The sequence below is a fragment of the Planktotalea sp. genome (assembly GCF_050633725.1).
Lineage (GTDB): Bacteria > Pseudomonadota > Alphaproteobacteria > Rhodobacterales > Rhodobacteraceae > Planktotalea.
This window is the reverse complement of sequence record NZ_JBOEHB010000006.1, coordinates 111,171-126,010: the sequence shown is the minus strand read 5'-3', so window position 1 is coordinate 126,010 and position 14,840 is coordinate 111,171. Positions and strand designations below refer to the sequence as shown.

At 54.3% G+C, this 14,840-nt stretch carries 15 protein-coding genes; 6 read left to right on the top strand and 9 right to left on the bottom strand.

From position 1 onward, the window contains the following. Positions 1 to 191 precede the first annotated feature (191 nt). Both miaA and ACRBCU_RS07280 read left to right on the top strand, forming a co-directional pair. Entirely contained in the window at positions 192 to 1,076 is an 885-nt protein-coding gene (miaA, locus tag ACRBCU_RS07285) for a tRNA (adenosine(37)-N6)-dimethylallyltransferase MiaA (protein ID WP_431364710.1), read from the top strand. A gap of 102 nt (positions 1,077 to 1,178) precedes the next feature. After that, positions 1,179 to 2,006 (top strand): AraC family transcriptional regulator, encoded by an 828-nt coding sequence (locus ACRBCU_RS07280; RefSeq protein ID WP_431364709.1) that lies wholly within the window; start codon positions 1,179 to 1,181, stop codon positions 2,004 to 2,006. Between the two features lie 28 nt (positions 2,007 to 2,034). On the opposite strand, the gene ACRBCU_RS07275 is transcribed toward ACRBCU_RS07280, so the two are convergent. Further along, positions 2,035 to 2,769 (bottom strand): helix-turn-helix transcriptional regulator, encoded by a 735-nt coding sequence (locus ACRBCU_RS07275; protein ID WP_431364708.1) that lies wholly within the window; start codon positions 2,767 to 2,769, stop codon positions 2,035 to 2,037. 116 nt (positions 2,770 to 2,885) lie between these two features. Here ACRBCU_RS07275 and ACRBCU_RS07270 point away from each other — a divergent pair, with 116 nt between their 5' ends. Further along, on the top strand, positions 2,886 to 3,242 hold the full coding sequence (locus tag ACRBCU_RS07270; protein ID WP_431364707.1) for a VOC family protein: 357 nt from the start codon (positions 2,886 to 2,888) through the stop codon (positions 3,240 to 3,242). A gap of 96 nt (positions 3,243 to 3,338) precedes the next feature. On the opposite strand, the gene ACRBCU_RS07265 is transcribed toward ACRBCU_RS07270, so the two are convergent. The 8 genes from ACRBCU_RS07265 to ACRBCU_RS07230 all read right to left on the bottom strand — a co-directional run bounded on the left by ACRBCU_RS07265 (position 3,339) and on the right by ACRBCU_RS07230 (position 9,927). Continuing rightward, the gene (locus tag ACRBCU_RS07265) at positions 3,339 to 4,424 is read right to left on the bottom strand and encodes a DUF1513 domain-containing protein (RefSeq protein ID WP_431364706.1); all 1,086 of its coding nucleotides are present in this window, start codon (positions 4,422 to 4,424) and stop codon (positions 3,339 to 3,341) included. Next, positions 4,414 to 5,430 (bottom strand): imelysin family protein, encoded by a 1,017-nt coding sequence (locus ACRBCU_RS07260; protein ID WP_431364705.1) that lies wholly within the window; start codon positions 5,428 to 5,430, stop codon positions 4,414 to 4,416. Before ACRBCU_RS07260 ends, ACRBCU_RS07265 begins: the two co-directional genes overlap by 11 nt. Continuing rightward, positions 5,427 to 6,980 (bottom strand): di-heme oxidoredictase family protein, encoded by a 1,554-nt coding sequence (locus ACRBCU_RS07255; RefSeq protein ID WP_431364704.1) that lies wholly within the window; start codon positions 6,978 to 6,980, stop codon positions 5,427 to 5,429. The genes ACRBCU_RS07260 and ACRBCU_RS07255 overlap by 4 nt, the downstream gene beginning before the upstream one ends. A 177-nt stretch (positions 6,981 to 7,157) precedes the next feature. Continuing rightward, a complete protein-coding gene (locus ACRBCU_RS07250) occupies positions 7,158 to 7,769 on the bottom strand; it encodes a hypothetical protein (protein ID WP_431364703.1) in 612 nt (203 codons plus the stop codon). 69 nt (positions 7,770 to 7,838) lie between these two features. Further along, positions 7,839 to 9,101, bottom strand: a complete 1,263-nt coding sequence (locus ACRBCU_RS07245) for an imelysin family protein (RefSeq protein WP_431364702.1) — start codon at positions 9,099 to 9,101, stop codon at positions 7,839 to 7,841. An 18-nt stretch (positions 9,102 to 9,119) separates the two neighbouring features. Beyond that, a complete protein-coding gene (locus tag ACRBCU_RS07240; RefSeq protein WP_431364701.1) occupies positions 9,120 to 9,599 on the bottom strand; it encodes a hypothetical protein in 480 nt (159 codons plus the stop codon). Further along, entirely contained in the window at positions 9,596 to 9,763 is a 168-nt protein-coding gene (gene hemP / locus ACRBCU_RS07235) for a hemin uptake protein HemP (protein ID WP_431364700.1), read from the bottom strand. The genes ACRBCU_RS07240 and hemP overlap by 4 nt, the downstream gene beginning before the upstream one ends. Continuing rightward, positions 9,760 to 9,927 (bottom strand): hypothetical protein, encoded by a 168-nt coding sequence (locus ACRBCU_RS07230; protein ID WP_431364699.1) that lies wholly within the window; start codon positions 9,925 to 9,927, stop codon positions 9,760 to 9,762. The genes hemP and ACRBCU_RS07230 overlap by 4 nt, the downstream gene beginning before the upstream one ends. A 600-nt stretch (positions 9,928 to 10,527) precedes the next feature. On the opposite strand from ACRBCU_RS07230, the gene ACRBCU_RS07225 reads away from it, so the two are divergent. The 3 genes from ACRBCU_RS07225 to ACRBCU_RS07215 all read left to right on the top strand — a co-directional run bounded on the left by ACRBCU_RS07225 (position 10,528) and on the right by ACRBCU_RS07215 (position 14,810). Continuing rightward, entirely contained in the window at positions 10,528 to 12,186 is a 1,659-nt protein-coding gene (locus ACRBCU_RS07225; protein WP_431364698.1) for an ABC transporter substrate-binding protein, read from the top strand. Positions 12,187 to 12,320: 134 nt separating this feature from the next. Continuing rightward, the gene (locus ACRBCU_RS07220) at positions 12,321 to 13,367 is read left to right on the top strand and encodes an ABC transporter permease (protein WP_431364697.1); all 1,047 of its coding nucleotides are present in this window, start codon (positions 12,321 to 12,323) and stop codon (positions 13,365 to 13,367) included. 12 nt (positions 13,368 to 13,379) lie between these two features. Next, a complete protein-coding gene (locus ACRBCU_RS07215) occupies positions 13,380 to 14,810 on the top strand; it encodes an ABC transporter permease (RefSeq protein WP_431364696.1) in 1,431 nt (476 codons plus the stop codon). Positions 14,811 to 14,840: the final 30 nt, after the last annotated feature.

Genomic DNA, 14,840 nt, shown 5'->3' with positions numbered 1-14,840 from the left:
TCCCCGGAAATCTTGAGCATGACGCGCTTAAACGTCGTTCCGTCGGGAAGTGTGGCTTCGGTCATGTTGAACTCCGCAAAAGGATAGGTAGGATCGCGCGCAAAATGCCCAAAACTTGCGCATTGTTCAATAACTCAAACGCTCTATTTGCAAGGAATGCAAATCAGCACGGCATCGTTCAAGGCAAGCCCATGAAAAACCTAGATATTTCATCGATAGACCCGCAAACGCCCGTGTTGATCGCGGGGCCAACGGCATCCGGAAAATCCGCGCTTGCGCTGAAAATCGCTGAGGCGCAGGGCGGCGTGATCATTAATGCGGATGCCAGCCAAGTGTTTGACGGCTGGCGCGTGTTAACCGCAAGGCCAAGCGCCGAGGACGAAGCGCAAGCGCCACATGCGCTTTATGGTCATGTGCCTTTCACGGCGCATTACTCCGCTGGCCAATGGATCCGCGATGTTACGCCCCTCCTGTCCGAGCAAAGCGAAAGAGCTATCATCGTTGGCGGCACCGGGCTCTATTTCGCCGCGTTGACCGAAGGCTTGGCAGAGATTCCAGCGACCCCAGCCGATGTGCGCGAGGAAGCAAATAATCTGAGAGTAAACCATCAGATCGAGCAAATGATTGGCAATCTTGATCTTGCGACTCGAGAAAAGATTGATCTGCAAAACCCGATGCGTGTGCAGCGCGCCTGGGAAGTGCAGCGCACGACAGGGCGCGGGCTGGCCGATTGGCACGATGCAACGCCGCCCCCATTGTTACCTCTTGAGGCCTGTGCGTCATTTGTGCTGGAGGCCGAGACCGACTGGCTGAACGAACGCATCGCGCGCCGGTTCGATCAAATGGTGCAACTGGGCGCGCTCGACGAGGCGCGCGCAAACCTTCATCTCTATGATCCGGAACTGCTATCCTGCAAAGCAATCGGTGCGCCCGAGTTGACGGCATATTTACGGGGCGAAATTACATTGGAGCATGCCAAGGAGGCGGCGAGCATCGCAACGCGGCAATTTGCCAAACGGCAACGGACATGGTTTCGCGCCAGAATGAAGAAATGGCAGCGGCTCTCACTGCCCTAACATCAATTTTGAAATTGTGATTGTGCAACATATATACAGTTTTTCGTCGCACAAAACTCACCTTTGTTGTCAAAGGCAAACATTTCGATTGATATGGCGGGCATGATCCATACTCGCGACACCGATCCTCATCCCGACGCTGTTCTGACCATTTCCCAACGCGCGCGCGCTGCGCCATGGAGATTGAATCTGGCCCATTCGCGCCCTTATCATATGTTGATTTGGGTAACGCGCGGCGCGGCGCGCTGTATGATCGAAGGGCGCAGCTATGCGCTCAGTAGCCACAACGCGGTGTTTATCCCGGCGGGGACGTTGTTCGGGTTCTCGTGGGAGTCCTCGTGCTTTGGGCAAACAGTTGCTCTTGCCCCGAGCGTGCGCCTTGATTGGCCCGACAGCCCACTTTTGTTACGTGTTCGCGAACCCAAAGCGCAATTGGTTTTAACGCACTACATTGAATCCATTCAAAGCGAAGCCAACAACGAAGAGGAAATGTCTCAAATCGCGACCAGCGCACATGCGCAGTTGATGATGGTTTGGGCGCATCGTTATCAAAAGCAGATCGAACGCGAAACCGCGGCACGCCGCCTTATGCGCGCGCTGTCTGCTTTGATCGTTCAATCGGAAACGGCCCCTGTTGGCGGAGACACGATGGCCCATTTTGCCGCGAAACTAGGTGTGACGCCGACGCATTTAACCCGCGTGTGCAAGTCAGAGTGCGGCGTTACAGCGGCTGACCTTCTGACACAGCATACCTTGCAGCGCGCGCGGCGTTTTCTCGAAGATGATGGTTTGAAGGCTGTGGATATTGCAAAGCGGCTGGGGTTTTCAACTCCCGCCTATTTTACGCGATTTATCAAAACACATACGGGCGAAACCCCATCCTCTTTGCGCGCATTGGCAAAGGCTGCGCGACTTTCAAGCGCGGCTTAAATCGCTCGGGACACGCGCATTTCCACTCTCATAGCACGAGGTCTTCCTGCTCTATGGATGGTTTGAACGCATCCTTGGGCAACAAACGGAAAGAGGTTTCCGTTTTTCTGGCCTCTAGCATGCGATCACAGCGAAAGATGCGCGGGCTGTCGCGGAGATGATCAAAGGCCACAACGTACCAAATAGGATATTTCAACAAAAGGTAGTGCGGCGCGATCTGGCGATCTGACGCGGCCCCGTCTTCACGTTGATAGCGGATTTCCAGTTCTGTCTGAGTGATGAAGGCTTGATGCAACGCCTGAACAACGCGTTTTGGCGGCTGTTTGGCGCTGGTTTGCACAAAGGTGGATGCGGTCGTGCCGATCATGACCCGCGATTTCACGCGCTCGACCTGTTTGCGCTTCTCTGGGGAAAAGGAGGCCACCAACTGACGCCGCACTGAACTTAGGCTCGCCAAGAAGATCGGCGAGTCCATCTTTTCTGCAACTGCAATGCTTATGAGCAGATCAACCGCTTCGGCATAGGGCAGGTTCAATCTGCCAATGCCCCAATTTCGATCAAGCCGCACCCCGCCGCCGCGCCCTCTGTCAGCGTCGATCTGCATGCCCCGCTCGCGCATGAGCGACAAATCTCGCGCAATCGTGCGTGCGCTGACGCCATGAAGGCGTGCGAGGTCTTTAACAGTGAAATGGCTGTCTTGTTTGAGCTGGACCGCGAGCAATTCAATGCGCGTCAATCGCTCGGATGCATTTGTGCGACTCATCCAACAAATAGGACATAAAATGTCATATATTCCAATATTGAAATTCCAGGGCGGGCGATTTGCCGATCACTCGGGAATTGACGCGCCACCACCAAGACAAGCAAGCTGGAAAAACTATGAAAATGAACTACTTCGTCGTCGGAACGAACGACATGGACGCTTCAAAAGGCTTCTACAATGCGCTGTTTGAGGGCATTGGCCTTCACGTGATTTCACCGTCCGATCGCATGACTTATTGGATGGGCGAGGGTTTTGCCTTTGCATCTGCGATCCCGTTTGACACCCAACCTGCGACGAATGGAAACGGGACGATGGTTGGCTTTTGTGTTGGCGACAAAGCAGAGGTCACAAGGATGCATCAGCTAGCGCTAAGCCTTGGCGGGACCTGTGAAGGAGAACCAAACCAACGTGGTCCCAAGTTTTCCGCATATGTAAGAGATTTGGACGGCAACAAATTGTGCCTGTCTGATTGACCTCTGCCCCAAGGCGACGTTCGCTTCATATTGCAAGACGCCGTGAAGCGAACGGGGGCACGCCTCAAAACCAACCCGCTCAAAAGGTTCTGAGCGCTATAATGCGATCAGGTGATTGTCCCATTTGAACGCGTCGATCGCTCGTACATTCAGGCGAGGCCCATCAACGCGCGCGATTTTTCCAGCGCCAGTTGTTGCGGTAAATCCCGCGCTTGTTGCAGCAATGCCTGACACATCGGCCAGCTCAATCACCTTGTCTAAACGGGCCTCGGCGGCGCTATATCTATGCAAAACCCCACCGCGCGGCGAGGTCGCTGCGATGGTCTCGCCGTCCTCTGAAATAGCAATACTGCCGATATAGCCGTCCAAAGAACGCATGCTTTCTCGGCCGGGCTTAAACAGCTTAACGGGTGCTTCGCGCTTATGTAGCCCTACAAGCGCTTCGACCACACCGCCACCTTGCCATTGCATGGCAAAAGCAACTGCTCCCGTATCCGACACAGCAAGATGACGAATAGAATTCTTGTTCAGCTCCGGGGCAAGGCGAACGTCTTCGACAACATTGCCGTTTTCGATATAGGCAAGGTTCGGGCGCATGGTCGGGATGTTCAGCTTACTGCGACCCGACTCTGGGTGCGTATCTATCCCGCCATTTGCAACTACCAACGTATCCGAGTTCGCCAAGCGCTTGATGTCATGGGGACCAATGCCACCGCTCTCAATTTCCACGATGCGTTTGTAACCCGCACTCGCATCCCACACACCAATGCGCCCGCGACCCATTTCATAATCGTTCTCGGTGGTGAACAGAAAATCCCCATTGGCGGAAAACGCCCCATGCCCGTAAAAATGCCGCCCCTTTGGCGTTTCAAGTGATGAAACCGGCCTGCCCGACCTGCAATCAATCACCACAGCAAATGTCCCAGGGCGACGGGCAAATGCGACGGCTTCTGGTCGCTTTGGGTGCGCGCTTGCGGCGTGCGCCCTTGCCGGCAATGGGATTTCAAAAATAATATCCAGCGCATCACTAATGCCGCAAAGCACAAAGCTGCCGTTAGCTTTAGCTGCCGCTGACAGATACGCGGGTGACCCTGCATCGGCCCAAGTTGGCCGAGGAATCAATCCCGCGGCCAATAGGCCACTCAAGAATTGCCGCCGCCCGGTCACAGCCTCAATCGCCATCAAGTGCGTTAAAGCCGGCGCTCACACCAAGAACGGGGCCAAGTTCGTTCTCCACGACCTCTCGCACTGTGTTTACCGATTGCTGGATCACCTCGATTTTGAAGCGCTGCTGGGGATCAGACACCCCAGCGAGCGTTGGATCGTTGATCGCTAGGATTTGCGCGATGGGCAGCTCAAAACTCACCTTCAGCTTTTCTCTAAGCGCAGGATTTGCACCAGAAAGTCGCGCCGCCAGATCGCCAAGCGCATGCAGGCTAAGCTGTAAATGCTGCGCTGTACGCCCTGACCGCCAGCTTTCCGCGCGCTTTGGGCGCGGCTTATCGAAAGAACCAAGCGGGCGCGCAAGGCGCGTTTCCGAAGTAAACTGAAGACCTGTTGTAAGCGTTTTGAACAGCTCTTGCAGAATTTCCTCTTCTGTTCGGTATAGCCCATCTTGGCGAGGCGTTAGGATTTGCGCCGCATAACCTTCGTGCCAATCGGTCTTTATCGCCTGGCTATTGGCTTGGATATCCTGCGTAATCGTTTGAATAAGACGACAGTGATAGTTCGGGTCTGCGGCTGTCCGCAGCCTGTCATCAAACAACAAAAACTCCAGCGCGTAAAAGCCGCGCGCCGCAATGGAAACCTGTTGATATTCAGCGGGACTTTCTGCAATCGAGTCTTGAGTGGCAATGAGTTTGGACAGGCTACGCGGCGTGACACCGCGCGTGTCAGGCCAAAACGCGAGAGCAAACGCGCGATCATTTTCCTCTGTCGGTCCAAATCGCAAATGACTTACAGATATCCACGCATCAAAGGCGTGCCCGTAAGCTGTTTGCAATGCCACGGAATTTGGCGAGCACTCGTTTTCTGCCGCATGCGCTAAGCCTGCGGCGCGCGCAGCAAGCGCATCAAAGCCCGGCAGAATATGCCCGTTTACAACATCAGCAATGATTGGTGCGCTATTTTGCGCGATCGCATGTGCTGGTGACAGTGCCAAAACAGCGCTGAGAATGAGGTGCTTCATAGGCTCTCCAAAAATGCGATAAGTGCGGCGCGATCTTCTGCTGGCATGTCGACGACAGACTGTTGATGCGATTGCGCTTCGCCGCCATGCCACAATACCGCCTCGAGCAGCGATCGTGCGCGCCCATCGTGTAGGAAATACGTGTGTCCGCTCACCTGCTCGGTCAGCCCTATGCCCCAGAGCGGAGGCGTGCGCCATTCGGTGCCAGTGGCGCGCGCTTCGGGGCGATTGTCGGCAAGCCCCTCGCCCATATCGTGAAGCAGCATATCGGTGTAGGGCCAGATCAACTGGAAGCTTTGCTCCGGCTGATTTTCAAGGCGATGGGTGACGAAACTTGGCGTATGGCACTCTGTACACCCCGTTTTGTAAAAGACTTCCTTGCCGCGCAGAACCTCGGGATCATCAACGTTGCGCCGTGCAGGCACGCCAAGATTGCGGCTGTAGAAGGTCACCAGATCGAGCCCCTCGGCTCCAATTTCGAATTCGCGATCATCGCCATCCCCATGAATGGCGTTGCGACAGAGCGTTTGCGCCTCAGTGCATTCGCCAGCGCCATTGGGATGCAGCGGCGAAGAAATGCCAATGTCTCCAGCAAAAGCGTCGGCAGATTGCTGGAGAACCGTTGGTGCCCCTGCCTTTAGGCCAAAACGCCCAAGCATTGGCCTATTGAACTCGGATGACCACACCACATTGGCTCGACCAGAGACCCCATTCCCGTCCAAATCTTCAGGATCAGCCTTTGCGAGGATATCAGCGGCGGGGATCGCCTCAAGCAACCCGAGGCCGATCATCTGCGGAGCCACGCGCGGACTTAGCATCGCTTTCGCGTGGAGCGGGCCATATCCAAGGTCTTCTGCGCGGTATGTCGGGTGCCTCAAAGAGGCTTCTTGTCCATCAGAAAGCGCAATGATTTCTTCTTCATAGCTGACATCCAACCGATATTCGGCGGCGTGACCGGGAAGCGCAAAATCTTGTAGCTGGGTTCCGTAATTCGGATCAGGCAAGGTTGCGATATAGTCTTTGATCTGCGCAATTCCGTCTTGCGCGGTTCCGGGAATGGAAATGCGCAGGAACATCGAGATTGCATTGTCATCGCTACTTTCAGGCGGATGGCCGCGCCCGTCTTTTAAGTGGCAGCGCTGGCACGAACTCGCGTTGTAGAGTGGGCCAAGCCCATCCGAGGCCAACGTCGAGGATGGTGAAGATACCCATAGTTTTCGGAACAACCCGTTTCCAACTTTGAACTTTAGCTCGTCTTCAAAGGTGATGTTGCCCGAGGATTGCGAAAATGCGTTGGAATTGCGCAGCGCGCGCACTGTCGCGGCCCCTGCCGAGTTCTTCTCAAATTTGCTAGAGGCGGAAAAGTCAGTGGTCAACTTGATCGCCCTGGCAATGCGGTCTGCTTCCGCTTTGGTGCGCGGCACAACATTCAGATGCGGATCACCAAGGTCCCAAACGACGGGTTCAGCGACAGCGATGTTTGTAGCAAATGCCCCCAAGATTGCGAGGGCTGTCGGCTTTGCCCATCTATGACGCTCTGCGTTGAACATGTTTTTGTTCCAAATTTTACCGTTTAGACAAAAGTGCGTTTGCAAACTCGATATGCCTTTAATTGCAGCCTCGCAACGCTTCAAATTGACCTGCGCTCCCGTGTACGCCCCCCCTCGCCCTTGGAGCGCGGACAGAGCAGGACGCAACTGCAATTGCACCCTGCTCTTTGCTTTGGATCAGAAACCGAACGTGACGCCAAAGTTGTAAACCGCAGGTGTGTTTTCAGCCATTTCAACAACGAGGCCCGTCGAAATATTGTCATTGAATGCGTAAGACACACCCAGCTCACCATATGTCGCAGCGCCATCATACCCGACGAGCGCAGCACCAGTGAAATTGCCGCCTAGACCGAACTCGGTTGAGAGGCTGACGTCGGTGTTATCGGCCGTCAGATCATGCACAACTTCAAGCGTTCCGCCCACATTGTCGCTTACCGGGAAATCAAGCGCTACAGCGACCTCATGCGAGGCAAAGCCACTTTTGTCGAGATAGATGCGGGCGTAGGACGCCGTCAGAGCAAAATCATTGCCCAGATCAAAGCCGTACCCAAAGGTGAGCGTGACTTCGGCTTTGTCTACTGGATCTTGGTAAAGGGATTCGACCGATCCGCCGATAAATGCCCCACCAAACGACAATTCAGTTCCGAGGCTTGCAGTTGTTTCCGTTGTGCCACCGCCCGATGTTGCGACGTTCACACCAAATTCGCTAGACGCTTCAATCTCTTGCGCAGACGTTGCCACAGGCAAGCCCAACGCAATGACGCCAGCCAATGCACAAAATGCTTTCATGTTCTTTCCTTAGTTCGTTTCGGCCCCACTTGGGGCGATAAGGCTGGCTATATGGCTGGCGTGTTTTGCTTACTGAAAGACGGCTTCCGGATCGTCCAGACTGTCCGAGCCTTCAAAGGCGATTGCGCTTAAATCTAAGGCAGAGACCACGCGCTCGATAGATTTTGTTTGATCTATCAGCCCGTTCACGCCCCCCATCACAAGCGCTTCGCCAGCTTCGTTGCCGCGTTCAAGCATTTGATCGTAAGCGAATCCCGCTTCAGCAGCGGTTTTGATCCGGCCAAGCGCCATCATAGTTGTGCTCAGCTTGTTTTGCATTTCGGCGTCAAGGTCTGCGTTTACCTCGGCAACAAGATCAGACAAGGACGGGCCCGAAACGAGCGATCCGTCAACGCGCACGTATTCCCCCAAGTAAACATTCTGCACACCAAGGCCGTCAAAGTAGTGGCTGTTGTGTGTGTTGTCAGAGAAGCAATCATGCTCTTCTTCAGGATCGTTTAGCATCAGACCAAGGCGCATCCGCTCGCCTGCTTGCTCGCCATAGGACAGAGACCCCATGCCGGTGAGGATCGCGGCAAGGCCTGCGTCCTCATCTGCGGTCAATTCGCTGCGCGCTGCGCCGCCAGTGGCCCACTGCGCCGCCATCCACTCCAAGTCAGAGATCAAAAGATCTGTCGCCGCTTTCAAGTATTCGCCGCGGCGATCACAATTGCCGTTGGTGCATGCGTCGCCGGATGCAAAATCGCTCGCAGAGCGCGCGCCTGCACCTACGCCATGGCCATTCAAGTCTTGGCCCCAAAGCAGGAACTCAATTGCGTGGTATCCTGTTGCTACATTGGCCTCGACACCATCCGCTTCGTGAAGCGTCTCCGAAAGCAAAGCAGGCGTAATCGCTGATGCGTCAATTTCCTTGCCCGACAATGTAAACGTCGGCGTTGCAACGATATTTAGCGCCGCGTGTTCATTTTCATCAGAGGGGCCACCATAGGAGGCGTCAACATAATCGATCAGGCCTTCGTCCAAGGGCCAAGCATTCACTTTGCCTTCCCAATCATCAACGATCGCATTTCCGAAACGGTAAACTTCGGTTTGCTGATAAGGGACGCGGGACGCGATCCAAGCCGCGCGCGCGGTTGCAAGGTTCTCGGCAGAAGCATCCGCAAGCAGCGCATCAACCGCTGTCTTTAGGCGTTGAGCCGTGACAAGGCTATCGGCGAATTTTGCCTCTGCGATGTTTGCGTAAGTGTCCAGCACAGCGCTTTTTTCCAGCGCCAAAACCGGTGTTGCGCAGGCTAGAAGCGCTGCGCTCATGAAAAACTGGGTCCGTTTCATCGGGGACGTCCTTTAGTGTTAATGGAGAGTTGTAGGTTGATAGTGCGGCTTTGCCAGAACGCGCGGCGCGGCGAGCTGCATTTTCTTAAGAGCAAGCCCAAAGTCCGCAGCACATGAGGCGATAAGCGGCGCAACATCTGCGCGCACAAGAAGCGTCGCGAAAAGCATCGCATCTTCCAGCGCGCCTTCGGCCGCAGCCGCGACGAAATTGGCAAAGCAGGATTCATCACCGCCGAGACATTTGCAGTGCACAGAGTGTCGCATAAGCGGTCTGCGCCCATGTCGTGCGCACAAAATGCAAAGGGTCTCAAAAGACTGGATCGCCTTTTGTGCATGTTCAGGGCCAAGTCCAGCGGTCAGATCGTTGCAGACCTGCTCTCGGCTGTCAGGCCCATTGCTCCAAAGTCGCAGATAAACCACCGTCGCAGCCTCGAGGTTATCCAACTCGGTGATAAAGCCAACGGGTGCGCCTCCGCGCTGTGGGTGTTGCTGTGTCATTTGGTTAAGATCAATTTGCCCGCCCGCGTGATGCGTAGCGTATAGGTTTGATTGTCCAGGCAGATCTGAGCCAAATCGCCCCCTTCTGTCAGATCTCTTGCGGAATAGGCTGGAAGAGTTTCTGTTGATGCAGGGCGTTTAGGCGGGGCAATGTGAAAGCTCATGATACGGCTCCCATCGTGTTTCGCGTATGATCCAATGCCCATTCCAAAGGCAGCCCCTCGGATGGGGGAAGCGAAAAGAGCAGATCATAATCGATCTGGGGAACCCGGCGGTCATCGCGTTGCTCAGCGATAGTCGGAGCCAGTTTCAATTTGGGTAACCACATTAGGAAGTCCTCACATTTCAAAGTGTCGGGCTTCCCCTGCAACAGAATCGGGGTGGCTTGACTTACCTCTTACCTGATCAAAACAGTAGGTTAAGTCAATCTGATAATTTTACTCAGGTTAATGTTTGGACAGGTTAAATTGTTTTTGAGAGGTTTCGCCCAGAAACACAGAGCAACAAAAAACGCGCGCCACCAAAGTGGTCGTTGCATAGCTGTTTTTTTTCGAGCGCGGGGCAAATTGCACGATGGGTTCATCCGCGTCGTAATTCAGTGTTTTTGCATTCGCACCAAAGAGCAGCGTCGGTCACTCAAACCGGTCAGCCCCTAAGAGCAAAGGCCAATCACGTTCGTACAATCATTTTGGGCCACCTCATCCAGCCAAATTTGTAAAGCGGATTTCGCAGTTGCATTTGCATCGAATGTCGTTTCTGATTGGGGGAGACGTCGCATTCAGACCTCGAATTCTCGAAACGGTGAATTGACCTGAAGGAATTTCTAGTGCCGAATGTAACGACTTGGGGATATTGCTCGGCTTGCTCAGAAATTTGGCGCTAACCGATTGCCTCAGATAAAAATATAATGTGTCACAGGGAGACAAAGATGACGCACGAAACCAACAACAGCCAGCGGATTCATCCAGCGGCGACGATGTATGCGGACGAATTTAAAGCAGGTCTTATGGATCGCCGCGAATTCCTTACGCGCGCATCTGCTTTGGGTGTTGCGACCGCAACAGCTTATACGATGGCTGGCCTAACTCAGCCGCTCGCAGCGGCAGGTCATGCAAAAGCTGGTGGCACGCTTCGCATTCAGCAAGAAGTGCGCGCTCTCAAAGACCCTCGTACATATGACTGGTCACAGATTGCGAACTTCTCACGCGGTTGGCTCGAGTATCTCGTACAGATCAACGCGGACGGTTCTTTTGAGGGTCGCCTGCTGGAAAGCTGGGCTGCAAATGACGACGCCACCGAATACACACTGAACGTCCGTAAAGGCGTGAAGTGGAACAACGGCGATGATTTCACCGCAGAAGACGTAGCGCGCAACATCATCGGTTGGTGTGACAAGGACATGGAAGGCAACTCCATGGCTGGCCGTATGGCATCCTTGGTTGATCCTGAGACAAACAAAGCGCGCGAAGGCGCGGTAATGGTTATTGACAGCCACACTGTTAAGCTGACGATGCTTGCACCTGACATCACGATCATTCCGGGCATGGGCGACTACCCATCCGCGATCACGCACTCATCTCACAATGCAGATGACATGGTCGGCAACGCGGTTGGCACAGGTCCCTACCTTCCTGAAAGCCTCGAAGTTGGCGTTAAAGCGGTTCTGGTCAAGAACACAGATCACGACTGGTGGGGCGAAGGCGCATATCTCGATCGCATCGAGTATATCGACTACGGCACAGACCCGTCTGCTTTCGTAGCTGCGGCTGAATCCGAAGAGATCGACATGACATACCGCATCGACGGTGATTTCGTGGAAGTCTTCGACACGCTGGACGGCTGGGTTAAATCCGAGACACCAACAGCGAACACAATCGTTATCCGTACAAACCAGCTCGCTGAAGTTGACGGCAAGAAGATTTACGCTGACGTACGCGTGCGCCGCGCTCTTGCAATGGCTGTTGATAACGCGGTTTGCCTTGAGCTTGGCTTTGCGGGCAACGGTACGGTTGCTGAGAACCACCATGTTTCCCCGCTTCACCCTGAGTATGCTCAGCTGCCAGCCCAAACGGTTGACGGCGCCGCAGCAAAGGCTCTGATGGATGAAGCAGGCATGGGCGATTACGAGCACGAGCTGCTCTCTATCGACGATGACTGGCGCAAGAACACCACGGATGCGGTTGCAGCGCAGTTGCGCGACGCGGGTATCAAGGTGAAGCGTACGATCCTGCCGGGTTCCACGTTCTGGAACGATTGGGCGAAATACCCCTTCTCTTCCACAAACTGGAACCAGCGTCCTTTGGGTGTTCAGGTTCTCGCGCTTGCGTACCGTTCTGGCGAAGCTTGGAACGAAGCGGGCTTTGCGAACGAAGAGTTCGACGGCCTTCTGGTAGAAGCAATGGCGATTGCGGACGCAGATGCACGCCGCGAAGTCATGGCGAAGATCGAGAAGATCATGCAGGACGAGGGTGTTATCATCCAGCCATATTGGCAGTCCCTCTACCGTCACTACAAAGAGGGTATCGTGGGCGCGGAAATGCACCCATCGTTTGAAATCTACCCACATGCATTGGGCTTCGCAGCTTAAGCAAAATGACGATAGGCCGCCCCATCTGGGGCGGCCTTTTTCGCCAGTGACCTTCGGGTCAACAAGCCAAGGGCCTTAGGGCCAAAAATGACGGACCAAAAATGGTTCGCACAGCCTGACTGACAGGGGCACACATGGGAATGTTTATATTGCGACGTCTTGGGGTGATGATCCTCACGGCGCTCTGCTTGACCTTTATCGTCTTCTTTTTGACGAACCTTTATCCAAACCTTGAAAAACTTGCCAAAACCCAAGGCAACATGCGGATGACCGACGAACAGGTTCAAAGCTGGTTGACCAATCGTGGGTATATGCAACCCTTACCTGTGAAATATGGTGAATGGCTTGGTGTTCTTCCGTCCAAACAGATTGAAGGCGCAGATGGCAAAATGGTTGGTCGCTGCCTTGATCCGGGCGTTGATCCTGCGGATGCGCCACGTTTCTGCGGGATTTTGCAAGGCGATTGGGGCTATTCCACAGTTTTCAAAGAGCCCGTCGCCAAGATCATTGGTATTCGCCTCGCGTTGACAGGTAAATTGATGTTCTGGGTGATGGTTCTGATGGTGCCCTCGGCCCTGCTTCTGGGCGTGCTAGCTGGAATGCGCGAAGGCTCGCGCACAGACCGCACGCTCTCAACGGTGGCAATTACCACGACGGCAACACCCGAATACGTTTCTGGCGTTATACTGATCGCGGTCTTCGCCTCGTCCGCAGTCGGATTGAAGTGGTTCAAAGGAACCGCGACTTCGGCCATGGAGAGCGCAAATTTCGAGAACTTCTTCCTACCCGTCCTCACCATCGCCCTTTACGGCATGGGCTATATCGCCCGCATGACCCGCGCCTCGATGGCGGAAGTCATGACCGCGCAATATATCAGAACGGCCCGCCTCAAAGGCGTGAGCTTTCCTAACATCATCATGAAACACGCGCTGCGCAACGCGCTGATCGCGCCGTTTACCGTAATCATGTTGCAAATTCCGTGGCTCTTGAACGGGGTTGTCATCGTGGAAACCCTGTTCAATTACAAAGGCTTCGGTTGGGTTCTTGTCCAAGCGGCGGGCAACAACGACATCGAACTTCTGCTCGGCGTATCGGTCGTATCCGTCATCGTTGTTCTGATCACGCAGCTGATTTCAGATATCGGTTACGTCTACCTCAACCCACGCATCAGCGTCAGCTAAGGAGGATTGCTCATGGAACCGCTTACCTGGGCAGGAGCCCTTTCTTTTCTGAACCTGCCATTCTTGTTTCTTGGATGCTTGTTGATCATCGTCTTTGTCCTATCCTTTATTGCGAGTGCATTTGAAAAGGACACAGGCGAGGCAAACCATTTTTGGTTCACTGGCATGAGCATCAGCGTGTTGTTCAACCAAGCACTAGCAGCCATACTAACACTTTTAATCTTGGCCACGCTGATCTATCTCGTGATCGGAGCGCTACTGGGAATAAATGCTGGCGTAATTGGCGGCATATCACGCCAGTTAATCCCCGTTTGGATCTCACTGGTTGTGCTTACAATCGTATCAGTGAGGTATAAACGTAAGCTTGGGCTATATGGCAAACTATTTGACAGCACGATTGGTGTCATTGGTTTTCTAATCGTCATGTTCTGGGTCTTTGTAGCTATTTTCGGCGCGATCGATCTTATCTTAACCCATGATCCCCTGTCGCAAGTCTCTGGCATGAAAAACAAAGTGCCCGGTACGCCGATGCGCGGTGCAGAAGATGGAGATTACGCCTATTACCTGCTCGGAGGTGATAATCTTGCACGCGATATCTTTAGCCGCGTGATGAAGGGCGCGGGGATCGTGATCCTGATCGCGCCGCTGGCTACGCTCTTTGCCTATATGGTTGGCATCACGCTGGGTCTGCCTGCGGGCTATTACGGCGGACGTTTCGATACGATCCTGTCGTTCTTTGCCAACCTCGTGCTGGCCTTCCCTGTGATTTTGCTCTTTTACCTCTTGGTGACGCCCGAGATCGTGGAAACAGGATTGCCGCAATATATGGCTGTTGTGCTGTTCTTCTTCCCGTTGGTTTTCTTTGCGGTGCTCATCCACACGCGACTGAAACAACAACCCGAAAAGAACCGCGTTTGGCTGATTGCAGTGCTGGTGCCTTTGGCCATCATCTATGCGCTGACCATCAACGCACCTGATAGCCAAATTAACGTTCTCGGCGCTTTGGACAAATTCAACCCAGCACCCGGTGTTCTTGTGGTCTTCGTTTCGGTGGTTTTCGTCAACTCGCCCACAGTTTTCCGTATCGTGCGCGGCCTGACGCTGGACATCAAACAACGCGACTATGTGGCGGCGGCGCAAACGCGCGGTGAAGGTCCGTGGTACATCATGCTCTGGGAAATCCTGCCCAACGCACGTGGCCCGCTGATCGTCGATTTCTGCCTACGCATTGGCTATACGACCATTCTGCTCGGAACCTTGGGTTTCTTCGGCCTTGGTCTGCCACCAGAGAGCCCTGACTGGGGCAGCACGATTAACGAGGGCCGCAAGCTCTTGTCGATCTATCTGCATCCTGCGCTTCCACCTGCCCTGTCTTTGCTGTCCTTGGTTCTTGGTTTGAACCTCTTGGCGGACGGGCTGCGCGAAGAAAGCTTGCGCGATTAAGAATGGATGGGCGGACGGGGGGCCAGCCCC

Excerpts from the sequence above, each read along its gene's own strand:
- miaA (WP_431364710.1), top strand. The coding sequence starts at position 192 with ATGAAAAACCTAGATATTTCATCGATAGACCCGCAAACGCCCGTGTTG.
- ACRBCU_RS07280 (WP_431364709.1), top strand. The coding sequence starts at position 1,179 with ATGATCCATACTCGCGACACCGATCCTCATCCCGACGCTGTTCTGACC.
- ACRBCU_RS07275 (WP_431364708.1), bottom strand. The coding sequence starts at position 2,769 with ATGAGTCGCACAAATGCATCCGAGCGATTGACGCGCATTGAATTGCTC.
- ACRBCU_RS07270 (WP_431364707.1), top strand. The coding sequence starts at position 2,886 with ATGAAAATGAACTACTTCGTCGTCGGAACGAACGACATGGACGCTTCA.
- ACRBCU_RS07265 (WP_431364706.1), bottom strand. The coding sequence starts at position 4,424 with ATGGCGATTGAGGCTGTGACCGGGCGGCGGCAATTCTTGAGTGGCCTA.
- ACRBCU_RS07260 (WP_431364705.1), bottom strand. The coding sequence starts at position 5,430 with ATGAAGCACCTCATTCTCAGCGCTGTTTTGGCACTGTCACCAGCACAT.
- ACRBCU_RS07255 (WP_431364704.1), bottom strand. The coding sequence starts at position 6,980 with ATGTTCAACGCAGAGCGTCATAGATGGGCAAAGCCGACAGCCCTCGCA.
- ACRBCU_RS07250 (WP_431364703.1), bottom strand. The coding sequence starts at position 7,769 with ATGAAAGCATTTTGTGCATTGGCTGGCGTCATTGCGTTGGGCTTGCCT.
- ACRBCU_RS07245 (WP_431364702.1), bottom strand. The coding sequence starts at position 9,101 with ATGAAACGGACCCAGTTTTTCATGAGCGCAGCGCTTCTAGCCTGCGCA.
- ACRBCU_RS07240 (WP_431364701.1), bottom strand. The coding sequence starts at position 9,599 with ATGACACAGCAACACCCACAGCGCGGAGGCGCACCCGTTGGCTTTATC.
- hemP (WP_431364700.1), bottom strand. The coding sequence starts at position 9,763 with ATGAGCTTTCACATTGCCCCGCCTAAACGCCCTGCATCAACAGAAACT.
- ACRBCU_RS07230 (WP_431364699.1), bottom strand. The coding sequence starts at position 9,927 with ATGTGGTTACCCAAATTGAAACTGGCTCCGACTATCGCTGAGCAACGC.
- ACRBCU_RS07225 (WP_431364698.1), top strand. The coding sequence starts at position 10,528 with ATGACGCACGAAACCAACAACAGCCAGCGGATTCATCCAGCGGCGACG.
- ACRBCU_RS07220 (WP_431364697.1), top strand. The coding sequence starts at position 12,321 with ATGGGAATGTTTATATTGCGACGTCTTGGGGTGATGATCCTCACGGCG.
- ACRBCU_RS07215 (WP_431364696.1), top strand. The coding sequence starts at position 13,380 with ATGGAACCGCTTACCTGGGCAGGAGCCCTTTCTTTTCTGAACCTGCCA.